This is a genomic window from Pedobacter sp. HDW13 (genome assembly GCF_011303555.1).
In the GTDB taxonomy this organism is placed as follows: domain Bacteria; phylum Bacteroidota; class Bacteroidia; order Sphingobacteriales; family Sphingobacteriaceae; genus Pedobacter.
Genome location: NZ_CP049868.1, coordinates 3,606,747 through 3,627,856, shown reverse-complemented (window position 1 = coordinate 3,627,856; position 21,110 = coordinate 3,606,747). Strand labels below are relative to the sequence as shown.

Below are 21,110 nucleotides of genomic sequence, written 5' to 3'. Positions count from 1 at the left end.
TCGTGATCTGCTATGAACTTCTTTCCAGTGATGTTATTTTAGTATTACAGGTAGCCGTTAATCAATGGTTCCACTTTTCTTAACTATAATTTCAGGAATTTCGTTACCGTCAAGCTCCATCAATGTGGCTTCTATCATCCGGCACATTTCATTCAGTGCAAGGTCATTTGACTCCATACCAAAAGGCTGCTCAATCTCATCTGCAATCGCTTCAAAGGCGACAAAAGTATATGCAATAAAAACGACAATAAACGGCGTTAACCATTGAAGGCTATCCACAAGTCCAAAGGGCAGAAGAAAGCAGTACAGGTAAACTGTCCGATGCAGTAACACACGGTAACTATAAGGTATTGGTGTTGAGATAATGCGTTCACAGCCTCCGACAATTTCGGTCAACTTATCTAGATTTTCATCAAGGCGCATCTGCTGAATTGAATCTATATTCTCTTTGTTCCGTGCATTAGCAATCCAATCCCCATCAGTTTAATGACCATGATTGGTTTATAGTGTGTAGCATGGATGAAGCTGAACTGAGTACCGCTGAGTCTTTCTTTAAGGTCGTTTTCTGCATTTGTCCCCTTAGCTGGTGTTTCAGCGAATATGTACACGATATCAAAAGGTAAATAAAGCTGGTGGATTCTGATTTTTCTGATGAAGTACGCGGAAGAGTCAAGACTTGCCTGGCGAGTGAGCGGGTACAATTTAAAAGGGAGCCCCAAAGCTTTCGGGCTTCCCAGAACCTATCATAACTCACATTGTTTCGAAAACCAAGGAACAAGGCAAGCACAAAACCAAATAAGGTTAATGGCGTTGGGTTCAAAGGCACCTTGAAGGAGAGGATTTTACCATGAAAGAATACTACCGCTATCGACAGTACAAAAAGTAAGGTAAGCCGAGGTAATAGCCTAGGGAGAACTGAGCCATGCCATACAAAAAGCATTTTGAACCAATTTTCTTTTTTCCTGATTATCATGTTACTTTGGGCTATTTATCATTTTACAAAGGTAATTTTCACAATCAAAGCCATAAACCTAAGTTCGAAGAATTAATCGAAATTGTAATCATTTTAGCAAATCCCCGTATTAATCATATTGACTAATTTCTGAAATGGATCATCAATCAATTTAAATAAGCAAAAATAACATTATAAATAGTCAATATTAAATTAGTTTTATGAAGGGTTCTCTTCTAATTTTATCGATATTGTTAATAGACAGATAGAAGAGAAACAACACACTAAAGATTTTGAATTGGTTTTAAAGAGCTATTCCAAACTGTTTAAACCAAATTGATTGCCCTGGTTCCGCCAATTCAAGATTTAAAGGAATTAACTGTAAATTAATTGGTTATTGATTTTTTGTTTTTTTTCGCGAAATTAGATCAATGCCTTCTGGTTTTTCAACATAAGTGAAGAACATGTTTTAAAGGGCTACTTTTTTAATTTCCTGTTACGAAACCAATCCAAAGCATTACTGATATGAAATGATTTAAAACATTTGAGGTAAGCATTGAATTAAGGTTTCTTATAACCATTTATAAACCCTGCTTATGAAATTAAAGATTATTGCATGTGTTGTAATAGGCATTGCTGTGATTATAGCCTGGTTAACGGGAACAAACCAACTTTCGGCAAGTAAAAGCAATGAAATAAGCTATAATTACGATGTTAGGCCTATACTCTCTGATAAATGCTTTGCTTGTCACGGCCCTGATAAAAACAAACAGGAAGCAGGACTACGACTAGATATAGAAGCTAATGCTAAAGCACTTTTAAGAGAAACAAAGGGTGCATATGCCATTGTTGCAGGTAAGCCAGAAAAATCTGAAATGATTAAAAGGATCACCTCAACCGATCCTTCCTATCAAATGCCAACACCTGCATCACACCTTGGTATTCTGAACAAAGATGAAATAGAAATTTTAACCAAATGGGTAAAACAAGGTGCAAAATATGAGAAGCATTGGGCTTTTGTAACTCCTAAAAAAGTAGCATTGCCAGAAATAAAGGAGGGGTGGGCCAAAAATGAGATAGATTATTTTGTAGCGGCAAAATTAAAGCAGCACCAACTCAAAGCCAGCGAAGAGGCCAGCAAAGAACAGTTATTAAAGAGATTATCTTTAGATTTAACAGGCCTTCCGCCAAGCCTGGCACTCCAAAAAACATTTAGCGCCGATAATAGCAATCAAGCCTATGAAAAGGTAGTTGACCAATTGTTGGCAATGCCTCAGTTTGGAGAAAAAATGGCACTGCATTGGCTTGATGTTTCGCGATATGCCGATAGTTACGGCTATCAGGATGATGATTACAGGTCACAATGGCCTTATCGCGATTGGGTGATCCATGCCTTTAATTCAAATATCCCATATGACCGTTTTATTACCTGGCAGTTGGCTGGCGATCTTTTACCCAACTCCGGTAAGGAGCAATTACTGGCTACAGCATTTTTACGGAACCATAAAATAACCGAAGAGGGAGGGGTAATACCTGAGGAATACCGGGTAGAGTACGGTATTGACAAAGTAAAAACCTATACCCGTGGCCTACTGGCGCTCACAGTAGAATGTGCGCAGTGTCACGATCATAAATACGATCCTATTGCACAAAAAGATTATTATCAGTTATTCGCATTTTTTAATACAAGCAAGGAAAAAGGCCTGGAAGGGCTTGTGGGATCTGGTCCGGCCAAAACACCCATACTGGCATTAAGTGATAACGACGTTAAAAAAATTCTCAGGTTTGTAAACAAAAAAGATACTGGGGCGGTAAAAGTGTCTGTCATGGGTGAGGTTGATACGCCACGAACAACCTATTTACTTAAACGTGGTGTTTACGATCAATATGGCGAAGCTGTAAGCGCATCAGCATTGCCTGCAGTGCTGAATTTTGACAACAAAAATTTCCCAAAAAACAGACTGGGTCTCGCCCAATGGACGGTTAGTAAGCAAAACCCTTTAACTGCCCGCGTATTTGTGAACCAGTTATGGGAGCAGATTTTCGGGAAAGGAATTGTAAAATCTGTGGGCGATTTTGGGATGCAGGGCAACCTGCCTAGCCATCCTGAATTACTCGATTGGTTAGCCGCCGATTTTATGGAGCATGGATGGAATATCAAGCTACTGGTTAAAAAGATAGTGATGTCGGCCACTTATCGCCAATCCTCAAAAATCACCAAAGAACTCTTAGAGAAAGATCCAGAAAACCTTTATTACGCAAGGGCTTCGCGCATGCGCCTGCCTGCTGAGGCTATCAGGGACATGCTGTTAAGCAGTAGCGGGTTGTTAAATAAAGAAATTGGAGGACCAAGCGTAAAACCTTATCAGCCTAAAGGCCTTTGGGAAATGGCCACTTCAGGCAGGGGGCAACTGGCTGTATACCGGCAGGATAAAGGAAAAGATATCTACAGGCGCGGCTTGTATACCTTTATTAAGCTAACTGTTCCTCCCCCATCGATGATGATTTTTGATGCCAGTAACAGGGATCAGTGCCAGGTAAACCGTTTAAAAACCAACACTCCCTTGCAGGCATTGGTTATGATGAATGACCCAACGGCACTCGAAGCCTCAAGGGTATTTGCCGAAACTTTGCTAACAAATAAAGGAAACCCAGAGCAGGCCATTCGTACTGCATTTGAAAGCATCATTTGCCGTAAGCCATTCGAAAAAGAAATGGGCGTACTTAATGCTTATTATAAAGACCAACTGGCAATGTTCAGACAAAAAAAGAATGTAGCCGAAAAAACATTGAATATCGGAGAATACCCACACCAAAAAAATACAGCCAGCATAAGCGAAGTAGCGGCCTTAATGAGGGCAATCAATATAATCTATAACATGGAAGAAGCAATAGTAAAGGGTTAAGCCTTCTTGTTGATTTTTTCGATAACCAAATAAAAATGGAAAAAGAATTATTGGAACATGGCCTTAATATGAACCGCCGCCGGTTTTTAACTGGCCTGGGAATGGGTATTGGCGGAGCTGCATTAGGTAGCTTGCTGGTTCCTGACTTACTTAATCCTCAATCCGTTGAAGATGCAATTGTTGCAGGCTTACCGCATTTTGCGCCAAAAGCCAAACGTATCATCTATCTTTTTCAAAATGGTGCCCCTTCACAACTAGATTTGTTCGATTATAAGCCTAAACTGCAACAAATGCACGGCTTGGATCTACCCGAATCAATTAGAAAAGGGCAACGACTTACAGGAATGACCTCAGGACAGGCCAAATTTCCGCTTGCAGGTACAGCGTTCAAATTTAACCAATACGGCGAACACAGGGCGTGGATGAGTGAGCTTTTGCCCCATACCTCGCGCATTGTAGATGATTTATGTATTGTAAAAAGCCTGTACACCGAAGCCATTAACCACGATCCTGCTTTAACTTTTTTCCAAACCGGAGCCCAGGTGGGCAATCGTCCCAGCATGGGGGCCTGGCTTAGCTATGGTTTGGGTAGCGAAAATAAGAACCTACCCGCCTTTTGTGTATTGCTCTCTAAAGGCAAAGGCAATGGACAGGGTGTTTATTCCAAACTATGGACCAATGGTTTCTTAGATTCAATTCATCAAGGGGTGCAGTTTAGCAGTGGAGAAGACCCGGTGCTATACCTTAATGATCCCGATGGCATGGATAAAACCGAAAGAAGAAAAATGCTCGATCACCTCTCAACGCTAAATAACGAAGCTTATGAGCAGGTTGGCGATCCAGAAATAAAAGCTAAAGTACAGCAGTATGAAATGGCTTACAGGATGCAGACTGCAGTTCCTGAAGTAACCGATTTAAGCAAAGAGCCTGAATCGATCATCAAACTTTACGGTGGCGACTGCTTAGTACCTGGCACTTATGCCGCCAACTGTCTATTGGCAAGAAAGCTTTCTGAAAGTGGTGTACGCTTTGTTCAGGTTTATCACCAGGGCTGGGATTCCCATGGTAATCTGCCAAAAGAACTTGCCGGACAGTGCTTGGATACAGATCAGGCATCTGCGGCCCTAATTACAGACCTTAAGCAAAGGGGAATGCTCGATGAGACATTGGTAATATGGGGTGGCGAATTCGGCCGCACCAATTATTGCCAGGGAAAACTCGCCAAAGACAATTACGGCCGCGATCACCATCCCCGTTGCTTTACCATGTGGATGGCAGGAGGTGGCGTAAAACCTGGTGTTTATGGAGAAACAGACGAGTTTGGTTATAACATCGTGTCAAACCCTGTTCATGTTCACGATTTTCATGCAACGGCTTTAAACCTGATGGGGCTTGACCATGAGCGTTTAGTGTATAAACATTTGGGGCGGCGCTACCGTCTTACTGATGTAGCCGGCAAAGTTATCAATGACCTGATTGCTTAAGCGAGAATGGTGCGGTATTGCAAGTATTTTAAATTTTGAACAATGAGCAAATGAACAGAAAAGAATTTGTTAGGAATATGGCTTTGGGTGCTATTGGAGCAAGATATGTTCCAGAATGGTTGGCCCATAATGAGGTAGAACTTGGACATGGCAAAAAGCGCTATAGGATAAATACGAAGTGGAGCCGTGCCGATGTGGCCAAAAACCCTGTTAACGACTGCCACGAAATGGTTCAAGATAGTAAAGGACGTATCTTGCTGCTCACCAATGAAACCAAAAACAATGTAATGATCTATGACAAGAACGGTAATTTTCTCCAATCCTGGGGAACAAGCTATCCTGGTGCACATGGATTAACCTTGTTTAATGAAAATGGAACAGATGTACTCTTTATATGCGATAACAACAGGCATCAGGTTATAAAAACCACAATTGATGGCAAAGTGCTTATGGAGCTTAACTACCCCAAAGAAACGGGCCAATATTTGAAAGCAGACGAGTATGTGCCTACTGAAACGGCAATTGCACCCAATGGCGATATTTTTGTAGCAGATGGTTACGGCAAAGACTTTATTATTCAGTATGATTATAAAGGCAATTATATCCGGCATTTTGGAGGAAGGGGTGATCAAAACAAACACTTGCTGAATGCGCATGGCATTTGCATCGATAACAGGAATGACCAGCCGGTACTTATGGTAACCTCGCGGCAGCAGAATGCTTTTAAAAGATATACGATGGATGGAACTTACTTAAGCACTGTAGAATTGCCTGGCGCCTGGGTGTGCCGCCCAGTTATACATGGCCAGCATTTATATGCAGCAGTATTACAAACCAATAGCAGGCAATCTCAAAAATCTGGTTTCGTAACCATACTCGATCAGCATAACAAAGTGATATCCAATCTCGCTGGCAGCACGCCAGAATATAAAGACGGGCAACTACAGGAAATGTACCAAACCATTAAGGCATTTGACTACCCCCACGATGTATGTATTGATGATGAAGAAAATCTTTATGTGGCCCAATGGAACTCCGGCAAGGTTTATCCCTACAAGCTAGAGCCTATAGCCTAAATCGCGTCCTGCTTATGAAATACATATACCTGTTTTTTTTGCTTTTTTTGTACTGTACTGCACGTGCTCAAAACCGTTTTCAACTGGCTCCACCTTTGATTAAGTACAGCTCTATTTTTTTTGATGAAAGGTTAAGCGTTCCCATTGTTTTTGAACAGCCGGGTGCCTACATCACTTACAGTATTGATGGCGAGACAAGTAAAGCCAAAAAGTATAATAAGCCCATTCTAATCAACAAAGAATTAACAACGATTAAAGCCAGGGCAAATTCAAAAGATTTTACGGCTTCCGAAATCGTTGAGGCCACCTTTATTAAAAGCGGAATTCCAGCAATGGTTCATTTCCCAGAGGCCAGCGGGCCTTACAAAAGCAGTAAGCCTAGTATCCTCTCTGACAATCAGGGAGGCATAACCAATCACAATAGCCCTACCTGGTTGGGTTATGACAAGGATTCGGTAAGCCTCATTATCGAAACAGGTAAAGTTCAAAACTTACATAAAGTACTTTTTAATGTCCTTGAAAACCAACAGGCGTGGATTTTTACACCTTCGAGGGCTGTGGTTTATGCCTATAATAAACAGAACAATAGTTTTTCAGAAGTTTTGGGTACAGTAAGCCTACCTATGGTTCAAAATACAAAGGTACAATGCAGGGCAATTACAATGAAGCTTATTCCCAGCAACACTGACAAACTTAAACTGGTATTGTACAATACCAAATTACCATCTTGGCATCAGGGGGTGGGCAAATTAGCGTGGATGTTTATAGACGAAGTTAAATTATACTAAATGACAAAATATTTTAAGTGGCAGGGAATCATTTTCAATTTGTGCATCATGCTCAATTGCCTCTTGGTTTTTTTATTGTGCTTTGGCGACCAACTTAAAGTTCCTGTTTTTTTGCAGGTACTTGGCAGGGCGCATCCTCTTGTGCTCCATTTTCCTATTGTACTATTGCTACTGGCCTTTGTTTTTGAAGTAATGGCCACTTCGTCAAAACAGACCTTGCTAAAAGAGCTGGCTAACTGGGTATTGCTATCCGCCTGTTTCACTACGGTAATGGCTGCATTAATGGGGCTTTTTCTATCCAAAGAAAGTGGTTACGATGGTAATGAGGTAGCTATACATAAATGGTTGGGCGCGATTTGCGCACTGTTGAGTTTTTTATGGTATGCGGCAAGAAATACCATCCGCAAAAGCAAGCTGGCTGTAACATTAGCAGGTGTTTGCGCAAGCCTTTTCTTATTCGCTGCTGGGCATTATGGCGCAAACCTTACGCATGGCGACGATTTCTTGCTATTGCCCATTAAGGCAGGAGAAGCTACCCCGAAAGTTTCATTGGCCGATGCCGTTGTATACCAGCATCTGGTTAAACCCATTATCCAGCAAAAATGCATTAGTTGCCATAACAGCAGCAAGGCTAAAGGCGGATTGATTATGGAAAATGAACAGTCGCTGTTAAAGGGCGGCAAAAATGGCAAATTATGGAACCTTGCTGAAGCTGATTTCGGAAGAATGATGCAACGCATACATCTACCCGAGGAGCATAAAGACCATATGCCTCCCAAGGGAAAACTACAACTAACAGACCAGGAAGTAAAAGTACTGTATCTGTGGATAAAAGGCGGGGCAAGTTTCACCCAAAAAGTAATAGCGCTAGCGCCCAGCGATTCGTTACGAACAATTGCAGCAAATTTTCTGAGTAATGACAACAATGAGGATCAAAATCTTCCTGCTTTAGATAAAGGCAAAGTAGCTCAATTAAATACTGATTACCGATCAGTGGTGCCGGTTGATGTAGGTTCGGCTGCTGTAGCAGTTAGTTTTTACGGCACGGCGCAGTACAATCCAAAGCAGCTCGCTGAATTGGACGTGATTAAAAATAACATTGTATCCCTGCAGCTCAGCAAAATGCCACTTAGCGATGAGGAACTTAAAGTAATTGGAAATTTCGTTAACCTAAGGCGTTTAAATCTGGCCTTTACCAATGTTAAAGGAAGCGGACTCAAATACCTAAGCGGTCTGAATAATTTAAACGAGCTTTCTCTTTCCGGAACGGGGGTAAACGCGGGTATGCTTAATCCGTTAAAAAAGCTAAAAAAACTCAAAACTGTTCAGCTGTGGAATACGCCAATTAATGAAAAGGAAATGGGTTCGCTTAAGGGTGGTTTCCCAGGTATTAGGTTTGATATGGGCTTTAACGGTGATACGGTTAAGGCAAAATTGAATGCACCGGTAATAGATGGAGGAAAAAAAACATTCAAGAGCGAGATTTCAGTAAAAATTAAAAGCTCAATTAGAAGTGCGGTTATCCGTTATACTCTTGATGGCAGCGAGCCAGATAGTATTAAGTCGCCAGTTTACAAAGCCCCCATTAATATAGGAAAGTCTACAGTTATTAAAGCAAAATCTTATCTCAAAGGTTGGATAAGCAGCAATACCACACTAGAAAATTTTTATAGGAGTAATCTTAGCCCAGATAGCATAAGGCTGGTTACACTGCCAGACAAAAAGTTTGCTGTTAAAACTAACAATGCTCTTTTTGATGGTGAACTCGGGCCCCTAAGTTTTTCTGCCGGCACAAGTTGGACAGCTTACAGAGAAACCCCACTCGAGGCCTTTCTGTTTTTTAAGCAACCAGTAATGGTAGGCTCCGTAGCATTCAGGTCGTTAATTGATATTGGGTCTTTTATTATGCCACCTTCAGAAATTGAGATTTGGGGAGGCAGCAATACGGCTTCACTCAGCTTGTTAAAAAAGCTTAAACCAGTGCAACCAACTAAAGAAAGCATGCCCTACATCGAAAACTACAGCTGCAGTTTTCAGCAGAAAAAAGTTGCTGTAATCAAACTAATAGTAAAGCCGCTTCGAAGCCTGCCCACCTGGCATCCAGGCAAAGGCGATAAAGGTTGGGTGTTTATAGATGAAGTATTCCTGAACTAATGTGCACTTCCCGCAATTCAAACCAGTTAAAAGTATAATCCTATTCGTTTTGACGAGATTTGCTTTTTCATGCTTGCCTGATTAAGTTCTGATTATTCTATTTGGCTGGTCATGAATGAATTAGTTTAAAGCCTGTGTAAACTTGCTAATCTAGATTTGTGTTTTGAACCAGGTTAGGTAATTCTCTATTTGAGATACCAGATAATAAGGGAGATTCAATAGTTTGTATTTCTTGCCGCCCGGGGTAAGGGCATCAGTAATATGCAGCGAGCCTGCATAAAATCGGATGGCCATATTATGTGGGGACAGGTCCATAAACATATGCAAAGATTTTAATTTTCCTTCAGCTCCTGATTTCACCTCTACAGGAATTAGTTGCCCCTCAAAAGATACAACGTAGTCCACTTCCGCACTTGAAGTAGTTTTCTCCCTTACCCAAAAATGGAGTGCACTTAAAGATTTAAACTGTGTAGCCAATAACTCCTGACCAACCAGGTGCTCAATTAAGGTGCCTTGATAAACTTTATTTAAATCATCAGTGCCTAAAATTTCGGTCTGTATACCAGCAAAATAATTAAGCATTCCAGTATCCAGCACCTGAAGCCTTGGAGATTTCCGATAGTCTGGCAGCAAAGGCAGTTTTACATCACTTGAGGGGTAAATGAGCTCAATTAACAGAGCCTTTTCCAGCGTTCTTAATGCTTCTCCCATATCCCTGGATCTGTAGGGCGAATTTCCGAAACCTTCAAACTTAATACGCTGACCGGCCTGTCCAAATGATGCCCTTATCGCATGACCTATATGTAACGCCTGTGCATTTGTGCCAGCATATTTCTCAACATCGTCCATATATGCCGTAATCAACGAATCGAAGATTGATGACAATTCCAGTAGATCTTTGTTTTTACTATACTCTTTAATAACCTCTGGCATTCCCCCTATAAGTGCATAGGTATGAAATAGCTGCATGAGTTTATCATGTGTAAACGCTGGTGCGGGTACCTGTTGTAAATAATTTACAGCTTCCCGCTCATCCATAGCGCTCAAAAACTCTGGAAATGAAACAGGTCTTAAAACCATATATTCTACTCTTCCGACCGGAAAGCTAATGTTTTTATCAAATAAAGTTTCGAGCATACTACCCGCAGCTATTACAGCAATTCCGGGCTGGTCTTCATAAAAATAACGTAGAATGTTCAAGGCCTCAGGTACTTCCTGTATTTCATCAATAAATAAAAGTGTATGATTTCTTTGGGTAAGTGACTGATTTTTAACAAAAAACAGCGTCTGAACAAGTAATTCAACTGTAGTAAACTCCTCAAAAGGTTTTCTGTCTACAGCAAGCTCAAGATTGAGATAGATATACTGTTTAAATTTCTTCGAAAATTGCTCAACTACGGTTGTCTTACCAACCTGCCTAGCACCTCGTATTACTAATGGCTTACGATTTGATTTGGTAAGCCATTTTTCTAATTCAGTAAATATTATCCTATCGAACATTTGACAAACTTTAATTTCAAAACTACTTGTTGTTACAAAATTAGGGTTAATTAATGAATATTTCGTCACAAAATTAGGGTAAATAATCTTAACAATTGTAATAGAATTAGGGTAAATGTATGTATTGTTATGACTAAAGTGTTTGCAGAAAATTATTTTTTAATTTTCTTAATAGTTTATCGAACAAATTTCAAAACTAAAAAGCAAGCATATTCTCCAAAATAAATTTGCAAATACAAAAATAATTCTCTAACATTGTTATAGACCAGATTAGACCAGACCAAATATTTATTCCTGATTTCATTCCCAAAGGATGAGCGCTACAATAACCTTACTGTGTAAGGCCTATTTCCTGGACTTTAATATATGAGCATTAAAGTAAATACAAATGATATACCCTAATTACAACAGGATTTTTAATCCATGTAGACTTATCCTTTTGACATTTCTATTTTATGGATTTTCAGCTGTTTCAGCCCAGGTTAGTTTTACTTCCTCGGATAAAGATTTAGAGCATGCTTTTAACTGGGCAAAAAAAACGGCGCTGAGTTATAAAGGAGCCAACACCGACCCGGTAGGGCCATGGTATGAAGCAGCCCTCCCCTCCCGCTATGCATTTTGCATGCGCGATGCGGCACATCAAAGTATCGGCGCGGAAATATTAGGCCTAAGTAGAGAAAACCTAAACATGTTTACCTTGTTTGCCAAAAACATTTCTGCCAGTAAAAACTGGTGCTCTTACTGGGAAATTAATAAACTTGGCAAACCTGCTCCTGAGGATTACAGGAATGACAAAGAATTCTGGTACAATCTACCCGCTAATTTCGACGTACTTTTTGCAACCTGGCGCCTGTATAATTGGACAGGAAATCCATCCTATATCAATAACCTATCTTTTGTGTACTTCCAGGAAAAAACAGTTAAAGAATATATTGACACCTGGGCACTCTCCAGCGATTCTTTGTTAAAAAGACCGGCCCACCTACATACTCCTATCCCTTACAATGAAAAGGATTATTTTCATAGTTGCCGAGGACTACCTTCCTACTCTGAGGGAATCCCCAACATGCGAACTGGTGTAGATCTCGTTGCTGCACTTTATCGCGGGCTACAAACTTATTCTGATATACTCGCAGCAAAAGGGCTACCGGGACAAGCTAAATTATATGCCCAAAAAGCTGAGCGTTACCGTGAGCGACTTGAAGCTGATTGGTGGAATGCTGCCCAGGGGCACTATTATCTCTATTACAGTAGTAATGGCAAATTCGTAAAAGATGAGCCTATACCATATCTGCTTTGGTTCGATGCCTTGAAAGATACGACAAGAGTCAAGCCACATCTAGCGCAAATTGCTTCAACAACAAGCAATGTCGAAACCACTTCTTATTTCCCTTACTTGTTCTACAAACACGGCGAATGGGATCAGGCAAGAAAATATATACTTTATCTTTCAGATCCAGCTACCCCAGAAGGGAATATCCAGAGGTTTCTTTTGGCGTGATCGATGGCATTGTTCAAGGTTTAATGGGCATTGCCGCGGATGCTCAAACAACCACAATCAGCACATTATTCAGGTCTAATAGCAAAGGGGCAGCTACTGTAACCAATTTACCTGTATTGCAAACCAGGATCAAACTTGTCCATAGCAGCTGCTATCAATCAACAGTCTTTAATTTAGGGAAAAGGTCATTTAAATGGAGAGCGATTTTCTCCGGAAATTATCCCGCGCTACTGTTAATGGCATTCCAAAAGCGACCAAAAAACAAGCAAACCCACAAGGGAAAATGACCAGTTGGATTGAGGTAGATGTAAAACCTGGAATGCAAATAAAAGTTGATGTAAATCCCATTTTTAAACGATAAAACCCGAATGAAAGCCCTAAAAAATAAAGCCTTACTAACCTCAATGCTCTTTGTTGCCAGTTTAAAGCTCTATAGCCAGCAGATATCCCTGCCTGAGCAAAAAGACAGGTGGGCTATACAACCTAATGGGAGTATAACCTGGCAAACAAACAAAAGCCTGCCTCATGCTGATCACATCGAAATGTCAGCAGAAAAGGTTTCGTTGTGGATAGATTACCGGATTGACACCGCCGGTGTTTTAAGAATAATCCGTAAAGTAGTTTTCCCCACATTCAGGATGCTGCCAGATGAAACCAGAAGCCATATCACTTATACTTTCCAGGATAATGAACTGCCACAGATTTATATCAACAACAGGCTTTTGAAAATGGATATTTCCAGGCGTGACCAAAGGGGCAATTTGGCATTTGTCCCAAAAAAAATTAACCACCATAGCCTTATGCGTATCACAGCTGATGCGGGAACAGCTAATGGGGTTGAGATTGAACGCAGCCTTTTTCCATCGGTAGAAAAACCTATGGCGGTTGAAAAATTTGTTTTGCGCAATACCAGCGATAAAGCGGTAAGGGTTTCTATGGAAAAGCTCGTCCGCAGCGTTACAACCGATACCTTACAAAGCAAATCATCGCCACATACCATAGTAATGAAAACGGTTAATGAAGGCAGCCGTATTCTTGCGCCAGGCCAGTCTACTGTTTTTTCAGTTTGTTATTTTGCTACAGATCACCCCGAAAAGCCACTTACCATAGACCCTGTAGCAGAAGAGAATGAGCGGATTAAACGCATCAGCAACATCCTCTCTCCCCTACAATTGGAAACTCCAGATACGATTTTAAATACTGCCTTTGCTTTTGCAAAAATAAGGGCTACAGAAAGTATCTTCAAGACCAAACGCGGATATTTACACGGTCCGGGAGGTCTTGAATATTATGCGGCAATATGGGCAAACGATCAGGCTGAATACATCAGCCCTTATTTTGCCTTTTCGGGCGATAGTGTTGGCATTCTCTCTGCAATGAACTGCTACCGGATGTTTGCCGCTTATATGAACCCTGAATACCATCCCTTACCCAGCTCTATTGTAGCAGAAGGAGATGCAGTATGGAAAGGTGCCGGAGATCGTGGTGACCAGGCCATGATCGCTTATGGCGCTTCAAGATTTGCGCTTGCTTATGGTAAAGCCGACTCGGCGAAAGTGTTGTGGCCGCTAATCAGCTGGTGTCTGGAATATAATAGCAGACATATCAATAAGCAAGGCGTGGTCGAATCGCAAAGTGATGAACTGGAAGGCAGATTCCCTTCAGGTAAAGCAAATCTTTCTACCAACTGTTTGTATTATGATGCGCTGGTATCGGCAGCGATGTTAGCCGGGCAATTGCATTTGCCACAAAAACAGATTAATGAATATTCCAAGCGTGCAAATGAACTCAAAGGTAATATCGAGAAGTATTTTGGAGCTAACCTAGCGGGTTTCGATACCTACAAATACTACGAGACCAATAGCACATTACGCGCCTGGATCAGTATGCCCCTTGCCATGGGGATTTACAATCGCAGTAAAGGAACCATTTCTGCCCTATTTTCCCCCCAGCTCTGGACCGTTGATGGTTTGGCAACCGAGGCTGGAAAGGAAACTTTTTGGGACCGTTCTACCCTTTATGGACTTCGGGGTGTACTTCAGGCAGGTGCAACCGATCAGGCAATGAAATTCCTTCAATATTACTCGCGCCGAAGACTTTTGGGCGAACATGTTCCCTATCCGGTAGAAGCCTATCCTGAAGGTAATCAAAGACACCTTTCGGCAGAAAGCGGCTTATACTGCAGGATATTTACTGAAGGGGTATTCGGCATGCGGCCAACTGGATTCGACAGCTTTAACTGCTCACCAAGGCTACCTGAAGCCTGGAAACAAATCTCTCTGCGGAATATCAATGCTTTTAATACCGTTTTCGACTTGAAAATAGAAAGGTTAGCCGGCAAGAAAATTAAGATAACTGTAACTAAAACAAACGGTAGCCATACCTCCTACTCCATTACAGAAGGCAGCACCATTCAAATAAAATTATAAGGAAAAAGCTATCAATGAAGAAGATAAATAAATAACCAAATTATAAACCTTACAACTAAAAAAAGATGAACAGAAAGATACAAGTATAAAAAAGAACAGTCGGGTAACCAGTTAATAAAAAGCCGGAAAGTGTTCGTAGCACCATCCGGCAAATCTAAAGGTTACCATTAGCCAGATTGAGTAATCGACATAATTTTTTAACCCTAAGTTTTCAAAAATATGAATTTAAATTCAAAAGCCAGGCTTTTGCTATGGCTTCGCTTTCCCAAATTATCACCCGCCTTACCTTTCACAGCACTAATTGCTTTGGTTGTTTTTAGCCAGGCGAACGCAAGGCTCTCTGCCCGTGGTCATCTTCCAACAGCATATAAAATACTTAGCCCAGGCCCTGAACCCGCCATCAACATCCTTAAAATTAAAGGTAAGGTAACCGATGAAAAAGGCCTGCCATTGCCAGGGTGAGCATAAAAATAAAAGATGCAAACAATGGTACCACAACCGACAATGATGGTAATTACAGCATTACCTCACCCAATGACCAGGCTATCTTAGTCTTTAGTTACATAGGTTTCATCACCCAGGAACGCAAAGTAACTGGTTCCGCTACAATTGATGTTGTCCTCAAAAGTAAAGACGCTGATTTAAATGAAGTGGTAGTAGTTGGCTACGGTACGCGTAAAAAAGCAGACGTTGTAGGCGCTGTGAGTACTGTAAAAGGAGAACAGGTACTTCAAAATGCTTCGCCTTCTGTTTCTAATTCCTTAGCCGGAAGGGTACCTGGATTAATTACCAATAACCGCTCCGGAGAGCCTGGAGCAGATGGGGCCAGTTTATTGATCAGGGGATTGAACTCTTTTGGTGGGGGTACCAGCCCGTTGATTGTTGTTGATGGAATCCCGGATAGGGATTTAAATCGCATTAATCCAGATGACATTGAGAATATTACAGTCTTAAAAGATGCTTCGGCAGCTATTTATGGGGTGAGGTCAGCCAATGGTGTTATCTTAATCACCACTAAAAGAGGTAAAACTGGTAAAGCTGCAATCCACTATAACGGCTCATACAGTATCCAACAGTTAACCAGGTTTACCCACCGCGTTAACGCATGGGAATACATGACTTACTTTAATGAGCTAAACCTTAACCAGGGGAATACCGCACCTTATGCACAAAGTGAAATCGACAAATATAAAGCAGGTAATGATCCAAACTATACCAGCACAGATTGGATGGATGCGGTATTCAGAAAAAATGCACCACAGAACAACCATTCGATTTCTGTACAGGGTGGAGGTGAACAGGTCAAATATTTTTTTTCCGGACAAACCCTCGATCAACAGAGTAACCTAAGGAATAGCGAACAACGGTTTAAACAGTTCAATATCCGTTCGAACATTGATGCCACTATTTCACCAAACCTGAAAGTTAACCTGGACATAGCCGCCCGCAAGGAAGACAAGAACAATCCAGTGGTTTCTTTAAGTCAAACCTTACATGAAGCGGTAAGTATGTACCCTTTCTTACCGGTATACTGGCCTAACGGGTATATCAATGCCGGTATATCAAATGGTAGAAATCCGGCAATAATGACCTCTTCATTGCCTGGTTATGACCACACCAATTATTACACGGTAAACCCTACCCTTGGATTTGACCTGAAACTGCCCTATATCCTTAAAGGCTTGTCTTTAAACGGCTATGCTGCCTTTGACTATAAATATGTTGAACAAAAAACATTCCGCCAGCCCTGGGATGCCTATACTTACGATGCTGCGAGCAAAACCTATAGTAACCAGAGAGCCAGCACCAGTATTCTGAGCCTGGCGCAGGACGCCCAGTTATCGAATCAAAATACCTATTTCATTAAAATGGCTTATGACCATCAATTCGGCAACCATAGCATCAATGCATTTGCAGGATTTGAGCAAACAGTAAGCAAATGGAACAGAACATACGCTTACCGTAGAGATTTGTTGAGTAACCAACTTGACCAGCTATTCACCGGAAGTGCCGTTGATCAGAATGCAACAGGTTCGGCTTCTCAGGATGCACGCGAAAGCTATTTGGGAAGGCTGGCTTATACGTATAAGAATAAATATCTTGCTGAGGCCTCTTTTCGCTACAATGGCTCCTTTAATTTCCCAACAGACAAAAGATGGGGGCTATTCCCTGCAATATCTTTAGGCTGGAAAATTTCTGAAGAAGGTTTCTTTAAGGACAATATTAAAGGTATAGACCAGTTAAAATTACGCGCCTCTTGGGGCTTAATGGGTAGCGATGCCGTGGCTCAGTACCTATATGTAACCCGATACCAGTTAGTAAACAATCCTATTTATTACACTTACTTTGGTGATGACTATACCGAGGTGAAAAACCTTTATCTTTCTGCAACGCCTAATCCTAATATTACATGGGAAAAGCAGGATACCAGAAACATCGGATTCGATGCTGCATTTTTGTCTAACAGGTTGAACATTACCTTTGATGCTTTCCGCTTCTTAAGGAAAGATATTCTGGCACAGCGCAATGCTTCCGTACCACAATATACAGGACTATCACTCCCTGCTGAAAACATTGGCAAATCATTAAACAAGGGTATTGACTTTTCCATCAACTATAACGAAAACAGGAGTACTTTCAAGTATAATTTCGGAGCCAATTTTACTTATGCCAAGAGTAAGATCATTTTCCGTGACGAATCACCTAACATCCCTGAATGGCAAAAATCAACTGGTTATGCAATTGATTCCTGGTTAGTATACCAGACCAATGGTATCTACCATACCCAGGGCCAGGTAGACAACTCTCCTCACATGCCGGGCGCAAAACCAGGCGATCTCTGGTTGATTGACAAAAGTGGAGACGGAAATATTACCAGTGATGATAGAGTCAGGGTACCTGAATCAGCTACACCAAAGATCATGTATGGGCTATTGATGGGAGCTGAATACAAAGGTATTGCCCTTAATTTGGTTTGGTCGGGACAGGCTATGGCCAAGCAAATGATACTACCACAATCACAAGGCTCGCTCGTAGCACCTCCATCCTACCTCTACAATGGACGCTGGACCCCCGATAATCCTAATGCAGAATTTCCAAAAGCATTTAACGCCAATGATCCCCGAAACTCAACATCTGCTGATTTCTGGTTGCGAAATGCTGCATTTTTGCGATTAAAAACCATTGAGCTTTCTTATGCCTTGCCTGAGGTTACCTTCGAAAAATATGGCATCGGTGCGGTAAAGGTATTTGCCGGGGCCACCAACCTATTTTCATTTGACAGCATGAAGAAATATGGTGTCGACCCCGAAACTAATAATATCACGGGGATCAACTATCCACAAACCCGCATTTTTAGATTTGGTTTAAATGTTAATTTATAAAAACGACAAATATGAAAAATAAAATACTCATCTGTTGTTATATCCTATGCGCTATAATGACTTCCTGCAAAAAGGATGTCTTAAATAAAACACCACTTGATTCTTATACAGATCAATCGGTATGGAATGATTTAAGTCTTGCAGAAGCTTTCACAAATAATCTCTATAACATCCTGCCCAATGCTGAACACAACTGGGATAATACCACCAACAGGACATGGGCTTTATCTTCAGCCAGTGATGAAGCGTACAACAAATTTGACGATTACAATGCATCGGTGATGAATTCAGGTACTTTGACACCAGACAATCTGGGGAATTTTGACATCTGGGCCCCAACCTATGGCATTATTCAGAACTGTAATATTTTTTTATCGAAGATTGATAATGTTCCAGGTGATGCAGCACTACGCGACAGATTAAAAGGTGAAGTAACCTATTTAAGGGCATATGCCTATTTCAAATTGATCAGGGATTATGGAGGTGTTCCCCTAATCAAACAACCCTTTGATCTGAACAGTAGCTTTGAAATCAGCCGCAGCAGCTATGATGAATGTTCAAATTTCATCTCTGATGAGTTGGACAAAGCTTCAGAACTGTTAAAAAAACAAAGTTCAACTACTTACGGCAGGGTTACTACTGCCGCAGCGCTTGCATTAAAGTCTACAGTTCTTTTATATGCAGCCAGTCCACAGTGGAATACAACTAACGATCTGGCGAAATGGAAAAGAGCCTCGGATGCAGCCAAAGCAGTAATCGATCTGCCTTTTCAACTATTTAAGGGGAATTATGCTGATCTTTTTACAACTAAAAATTCAGAACTGATTATGGTGCGGTTAACCAATAAAAAGTATATGTGGAGCGCTTTCCAGGGGGTAGAAATGTTTTTATCTGCCAGTGGATACCATGGATGGGCTTCGTTTGCCCCGAGCCAAAACCTGGTAGATGCATTTGGAACACTGGACGGTAAAGACATCACCGATCCGAGCTCAGGTTACAATCCGCAGCAGCCTTACCTCAATCGCGATCCTCGCTTTTATCATGATATCGTTTATGATGGAAGGCCATACGGGAAGCCTGAATTTTTTAAAGACAGATACAATGTGGGGAGCACCAATGCAGCTGAATTTTATGAGGGCGGATTAGACTCGCCCCAGGGCTGGGACAAATGGAACAATAGTGTTACCCGCTATACCTTTAGAAAATATTGCGATACCACCTATAACTTCAATAACGAAACCCAAACCAATAAATTCTGGGTTATTAGCCGGTTAAGCGAAATTTACCTGAACTATGCCGAAGCCCAGTTTTATCTTGGCAATAATGGCACAGCAATTCAATATTTGGATTTGATTAGGGAAAGAGCAGGCATAAAAAACAAGCTTCCGAGCACCTTAGCAGGTACAAACCTTGAAAATAAAATCAGAAATGAAAGACAGATTGAACTCTGTTTGGAAGGGCACCGTTATTATGATGTGCGTAGATGGAAAATTGCCAGTATAACCGAAAACAAACCATTAATGGGTGTAATAATCACTAAAAATGGTAATGCCAGCAAGAATTACAACTATACCCAGGTACAAACAAGGGTATTTAAGCCCCAACATTATTTGCTGCCTATCCCCAAAAGTGAAATTAACCGGACCAAGCTAAACCAGAACCCGGGCTATTAAAATTAAATTGAAGGAATGGTTTGCTATGGCAGATCATTCCTTCCGTTATTCTCGCTTCAATAATTTCCACTTAAGTCCAATTTGAAATAAACATGTAAAAACAAAGAACATTTATAAAAAAATACCTTAGTTTTAATGATTTTCACTACCTAGCAATGATTTAGATAAAACTTATATACCTGTAAAAAATAACTAGAAACAAGTTTCATCTGTAAATAATTAATCCATACCAACCGTTCCGATATGCTCACTATTTTTGAAAAGATTCAAGAACTCGAAGAAATACCATCCTATTCCAAACATGAACAGTTTGTTCAGGGCATCATTAATGCGATCGATGAAAAAATTATCTCAAAAGGCGCCCCACTCCCTTCGATAAGTGTATTGATCAAAAATTTGGGCTTTGCAAGGGAAACGATTATGAAAGGTTACAGAGAGCTGATTAGCCGGGGAATAGTAGAATCTAAAAGCAGACTCGGGTATTTTGTAGCAAATGACGACACAGAACAAACGCTTAAGGTAGCCCTGCTTATGTACCTCATTGACTCTTTTCAGGAGCAGTTCTATAGAAATTTCAGAAATGAACTTGGGCCGAACGTACATATTGATGTGTTTTTTCACCATGGTAACATTACCGTGTTTGAAACGATGCTTGACATGATTAAAGGGAAGTATGGTGTGTATGTTATCTCGCCGATTCCCCACCCAAAAACAAAGCAGCTGCTGGAAACCCTGCCTGGCAACAAACTTATCATGTTTGATCGATATGAACCCTTAGAAGGTGAATTTAATTTCATTACCCAAGAATTTGAGCAATCCACTTATAAGGTACTTTCTGAACTTGCAGAAACAATAATGAAATTCGATGAAATGATTCTTTTTCATACGCCAGGCTCACTGGATCCTATTGAAATTATTAAATCCTTTAAAAAATTCGCCAAAGATTTCAAAGTAAATACCAGGATACTAAATGAATACAAACCCGGCAGTGTGGAGAAAGGCAAAGTTTATTTCACGTTGGACAATTCTGAGATATGGAAAATCATGAAGGACTGTGAAATAAAGCACTTAGAAATTGGAGAAGACATAGGTATCTTATCTCATAACGATGAAATTGTTAAAGAGATTGTTGGTGGTGGTCTTACCACTTATTCAGCAGATTTCTCGTTGATGGGCAAAAAAGTAGCACAGGCCATTTTGAAAAAAGAGAAAGTGCAAGAAATTATCCCTACAGTATTGATCAGAAGAAAATCCTTATAATCAG

Annotated in this window: 14 protein-coding genes; 11 read left to right on the top strand and 3 right to left on the bottom strand. The window is 40.8% G+C overall.

The annotated features are described in order from the left end of the window. Positions 1–57: 57 nt before the first annotated feature. Together G7074_RS27625 and G7074_RS27945 are read right to left on the bottom strand one after the other, a co-directional pair. Positions 58–423: a bestrophin family ion channel gene (locus tag G7074_RS27625; protein ID WP_255456737.1), complete on the bottom strand. Its 366-nt coding sequence runs from the start codon at positions 421–423 to the stop codon at positions 58–60. Positions 424–478: 55 nt separating this feature from the next. Beyond that, positions 479–940, bottom strand: a complete 462-nt coding sequence (locus G7074_RS27945) for a bestrophin family ion channel (RefSeq protein WP_370526649.1) — start codon at positions 938–940, stop codon at positions 479–481. A gap of 608 nt (positions 941–1,548) precedes the next feature. Between G7074_RS27945 and G7074_RS15265 the strand changes: the two genes are divergently transcribed. Genes G7074_RS15265 through G7074_RS15245 form a run of 5 tightly spaced genes read left to right on the top strand, consistent with a single transcriptional unit; the run spans position 1,549 to position 9,360 of the window. After that, a complete protein-coding gene (locus G7074_RS15265; protein ID WP_166209405.1) occupies positions 1,549–3,858 on the top strand; it encodes a PSD1 and planctomycete cytochrome C domain-containing protein in 2,310 nt (769 codons plus the stop codon). Between the two features lie 35 nt (positions 3,859–3,893). Then, complete coding sequence (locus tag G7074_RS15260; protein WP_166209402.1) at positions 3,894–5,342, top strand: DUF1501 domain-containing protein; 1,449 nt, start codon at positions 3,894–3,896, stop codon at positions 5,340–5,342. Positions 5,343–5,392: 50 nt separating this feature from the next. Then, positions 5,393–6,418 (top strand): 6-bladed beta-propeller, encoded by a 1,026-nt coding sequence (locus tag G7074_RS15255; RefSeq protein WP_166209399.1) that lies wholly within the window; start codon positions 5,393–5,395, stop codon positions 6,416–6,418. A gap of 14 nt (positions 6,419–6,432) precedes the next feature. Further along, complete coding sequence (locus G7074_RS15250) at positions 6,433–7,206, top strand: FN3 associated domain-containing protein (protein ID WP_166209396.1); 774 nt, start codon at positions 6,433–6,435, stop codon at positions 7,204–7,206. Then, positions 7,207–9,360 (top strand): chitobiase/beta-hexosaminidase C-terminal domain-containing protein, encoded by a 2,154-nt coding sequence (locus G7074_RS15245; RefSeq protein WP_166209393.1) that lies wholly within the window; start codon positions 7,207–7,209, stop codon positions 9,358–9,360. 150 nt (positions 9,361–9,510) lie between these two features. Here G7074_RS15245 and G7074_RS15240 read toward each other — a convergent pair whose 3' ends face one another. Continuing rightward, positions 9,511–10,860, bottom strand: coding sequence for an ATP-binding protein (locus G7074_RS15240; RefSeq protein WP_124561855.1), 1,350 nt, complete (start codon positions 10,858–10,860; stop codon positions 9,511–9,513). Positions 10,861–11,299: 439 nt separating this feature from the next. Here G7074_RS15240 and G7074_RS15235 point away from each other — a divergent pair, with 439 nt between their 5' ends. The 6 genes from G7074_RS15235 (at position 11,300) to G7074_RS15210 (ending at position 21,106) form a co-directional block, all read left to right on the top strand. Beyond that, on the top strand, positions 11,300–12,361 hold the full coding sequence (locus G7074_RS15235) for a hypothetical protein (protein ID WP_166209390.1): 1,062 nt from the start codon (positions 11,300–11,302) through the stop codon (positions 12,359–12,361). Between the two features lie 368 nt (positions 12,362–12,729). After that, entirely contained in the window at positions 12,730–14,790 is a 2,061-nt protein-coding gene (locus G7074_RS15230; RefSeq protein ID WP_166209387.1) for a hypothetical protein, read from the top strand. A 219-nt stretch (positions 14,791–15,009) separates the two neighbouring features. Further along, positions 15,010–15,252, top strand: coding sequence for a hypothetical protein (locus tag G7074_RS15225; protein WP_166209384.1), 243 nt, complete (start codon positions 15,010–15,012; stop codon positions 15,250–15,252). Beyond that, positions 15,249–18,173 (top strand): TonB-dependent receptor, encoded by a 2,925-nt coding sequence (locus G7074_RS15220; protein WP_166209381.1) that lies wholly within the window; start codon positions 15,249–15,251, stop codon positions 18,171–18,173. Before G7074_RS15225 ends, G7074_RS15220 begins: the two co-directional genes overlap by 4 nt. 11 nt (positions 18,174–18,184) lie before the next feature. Beyond that, positions 18,185–19,846, top strand: coding sequence for a RagB/SusD family nutrient uptake outer membrane protein (locus G7074_RS15215; RefSeq protein WP_166209378.1), 1,662 nt, complete (start codon positions 18,185–18,187; stop codon positions 19,844–19,846). Between the two features lie 243 nt (positions 19,847–20,089). Then, positions 20,090–21,106: a winged helix-turn-helix domain-containing protein gene (locus G7074_RS15210; protein ID WP_166209375.1), complete on the top strand. Its 1,017-nt coding sequence runs from the start codon at positions 20,090–20,092 to the stop codon at positions 21,104–21,106. Positions 21,107–21,110 lie beyond the last annotated feature (4 nt).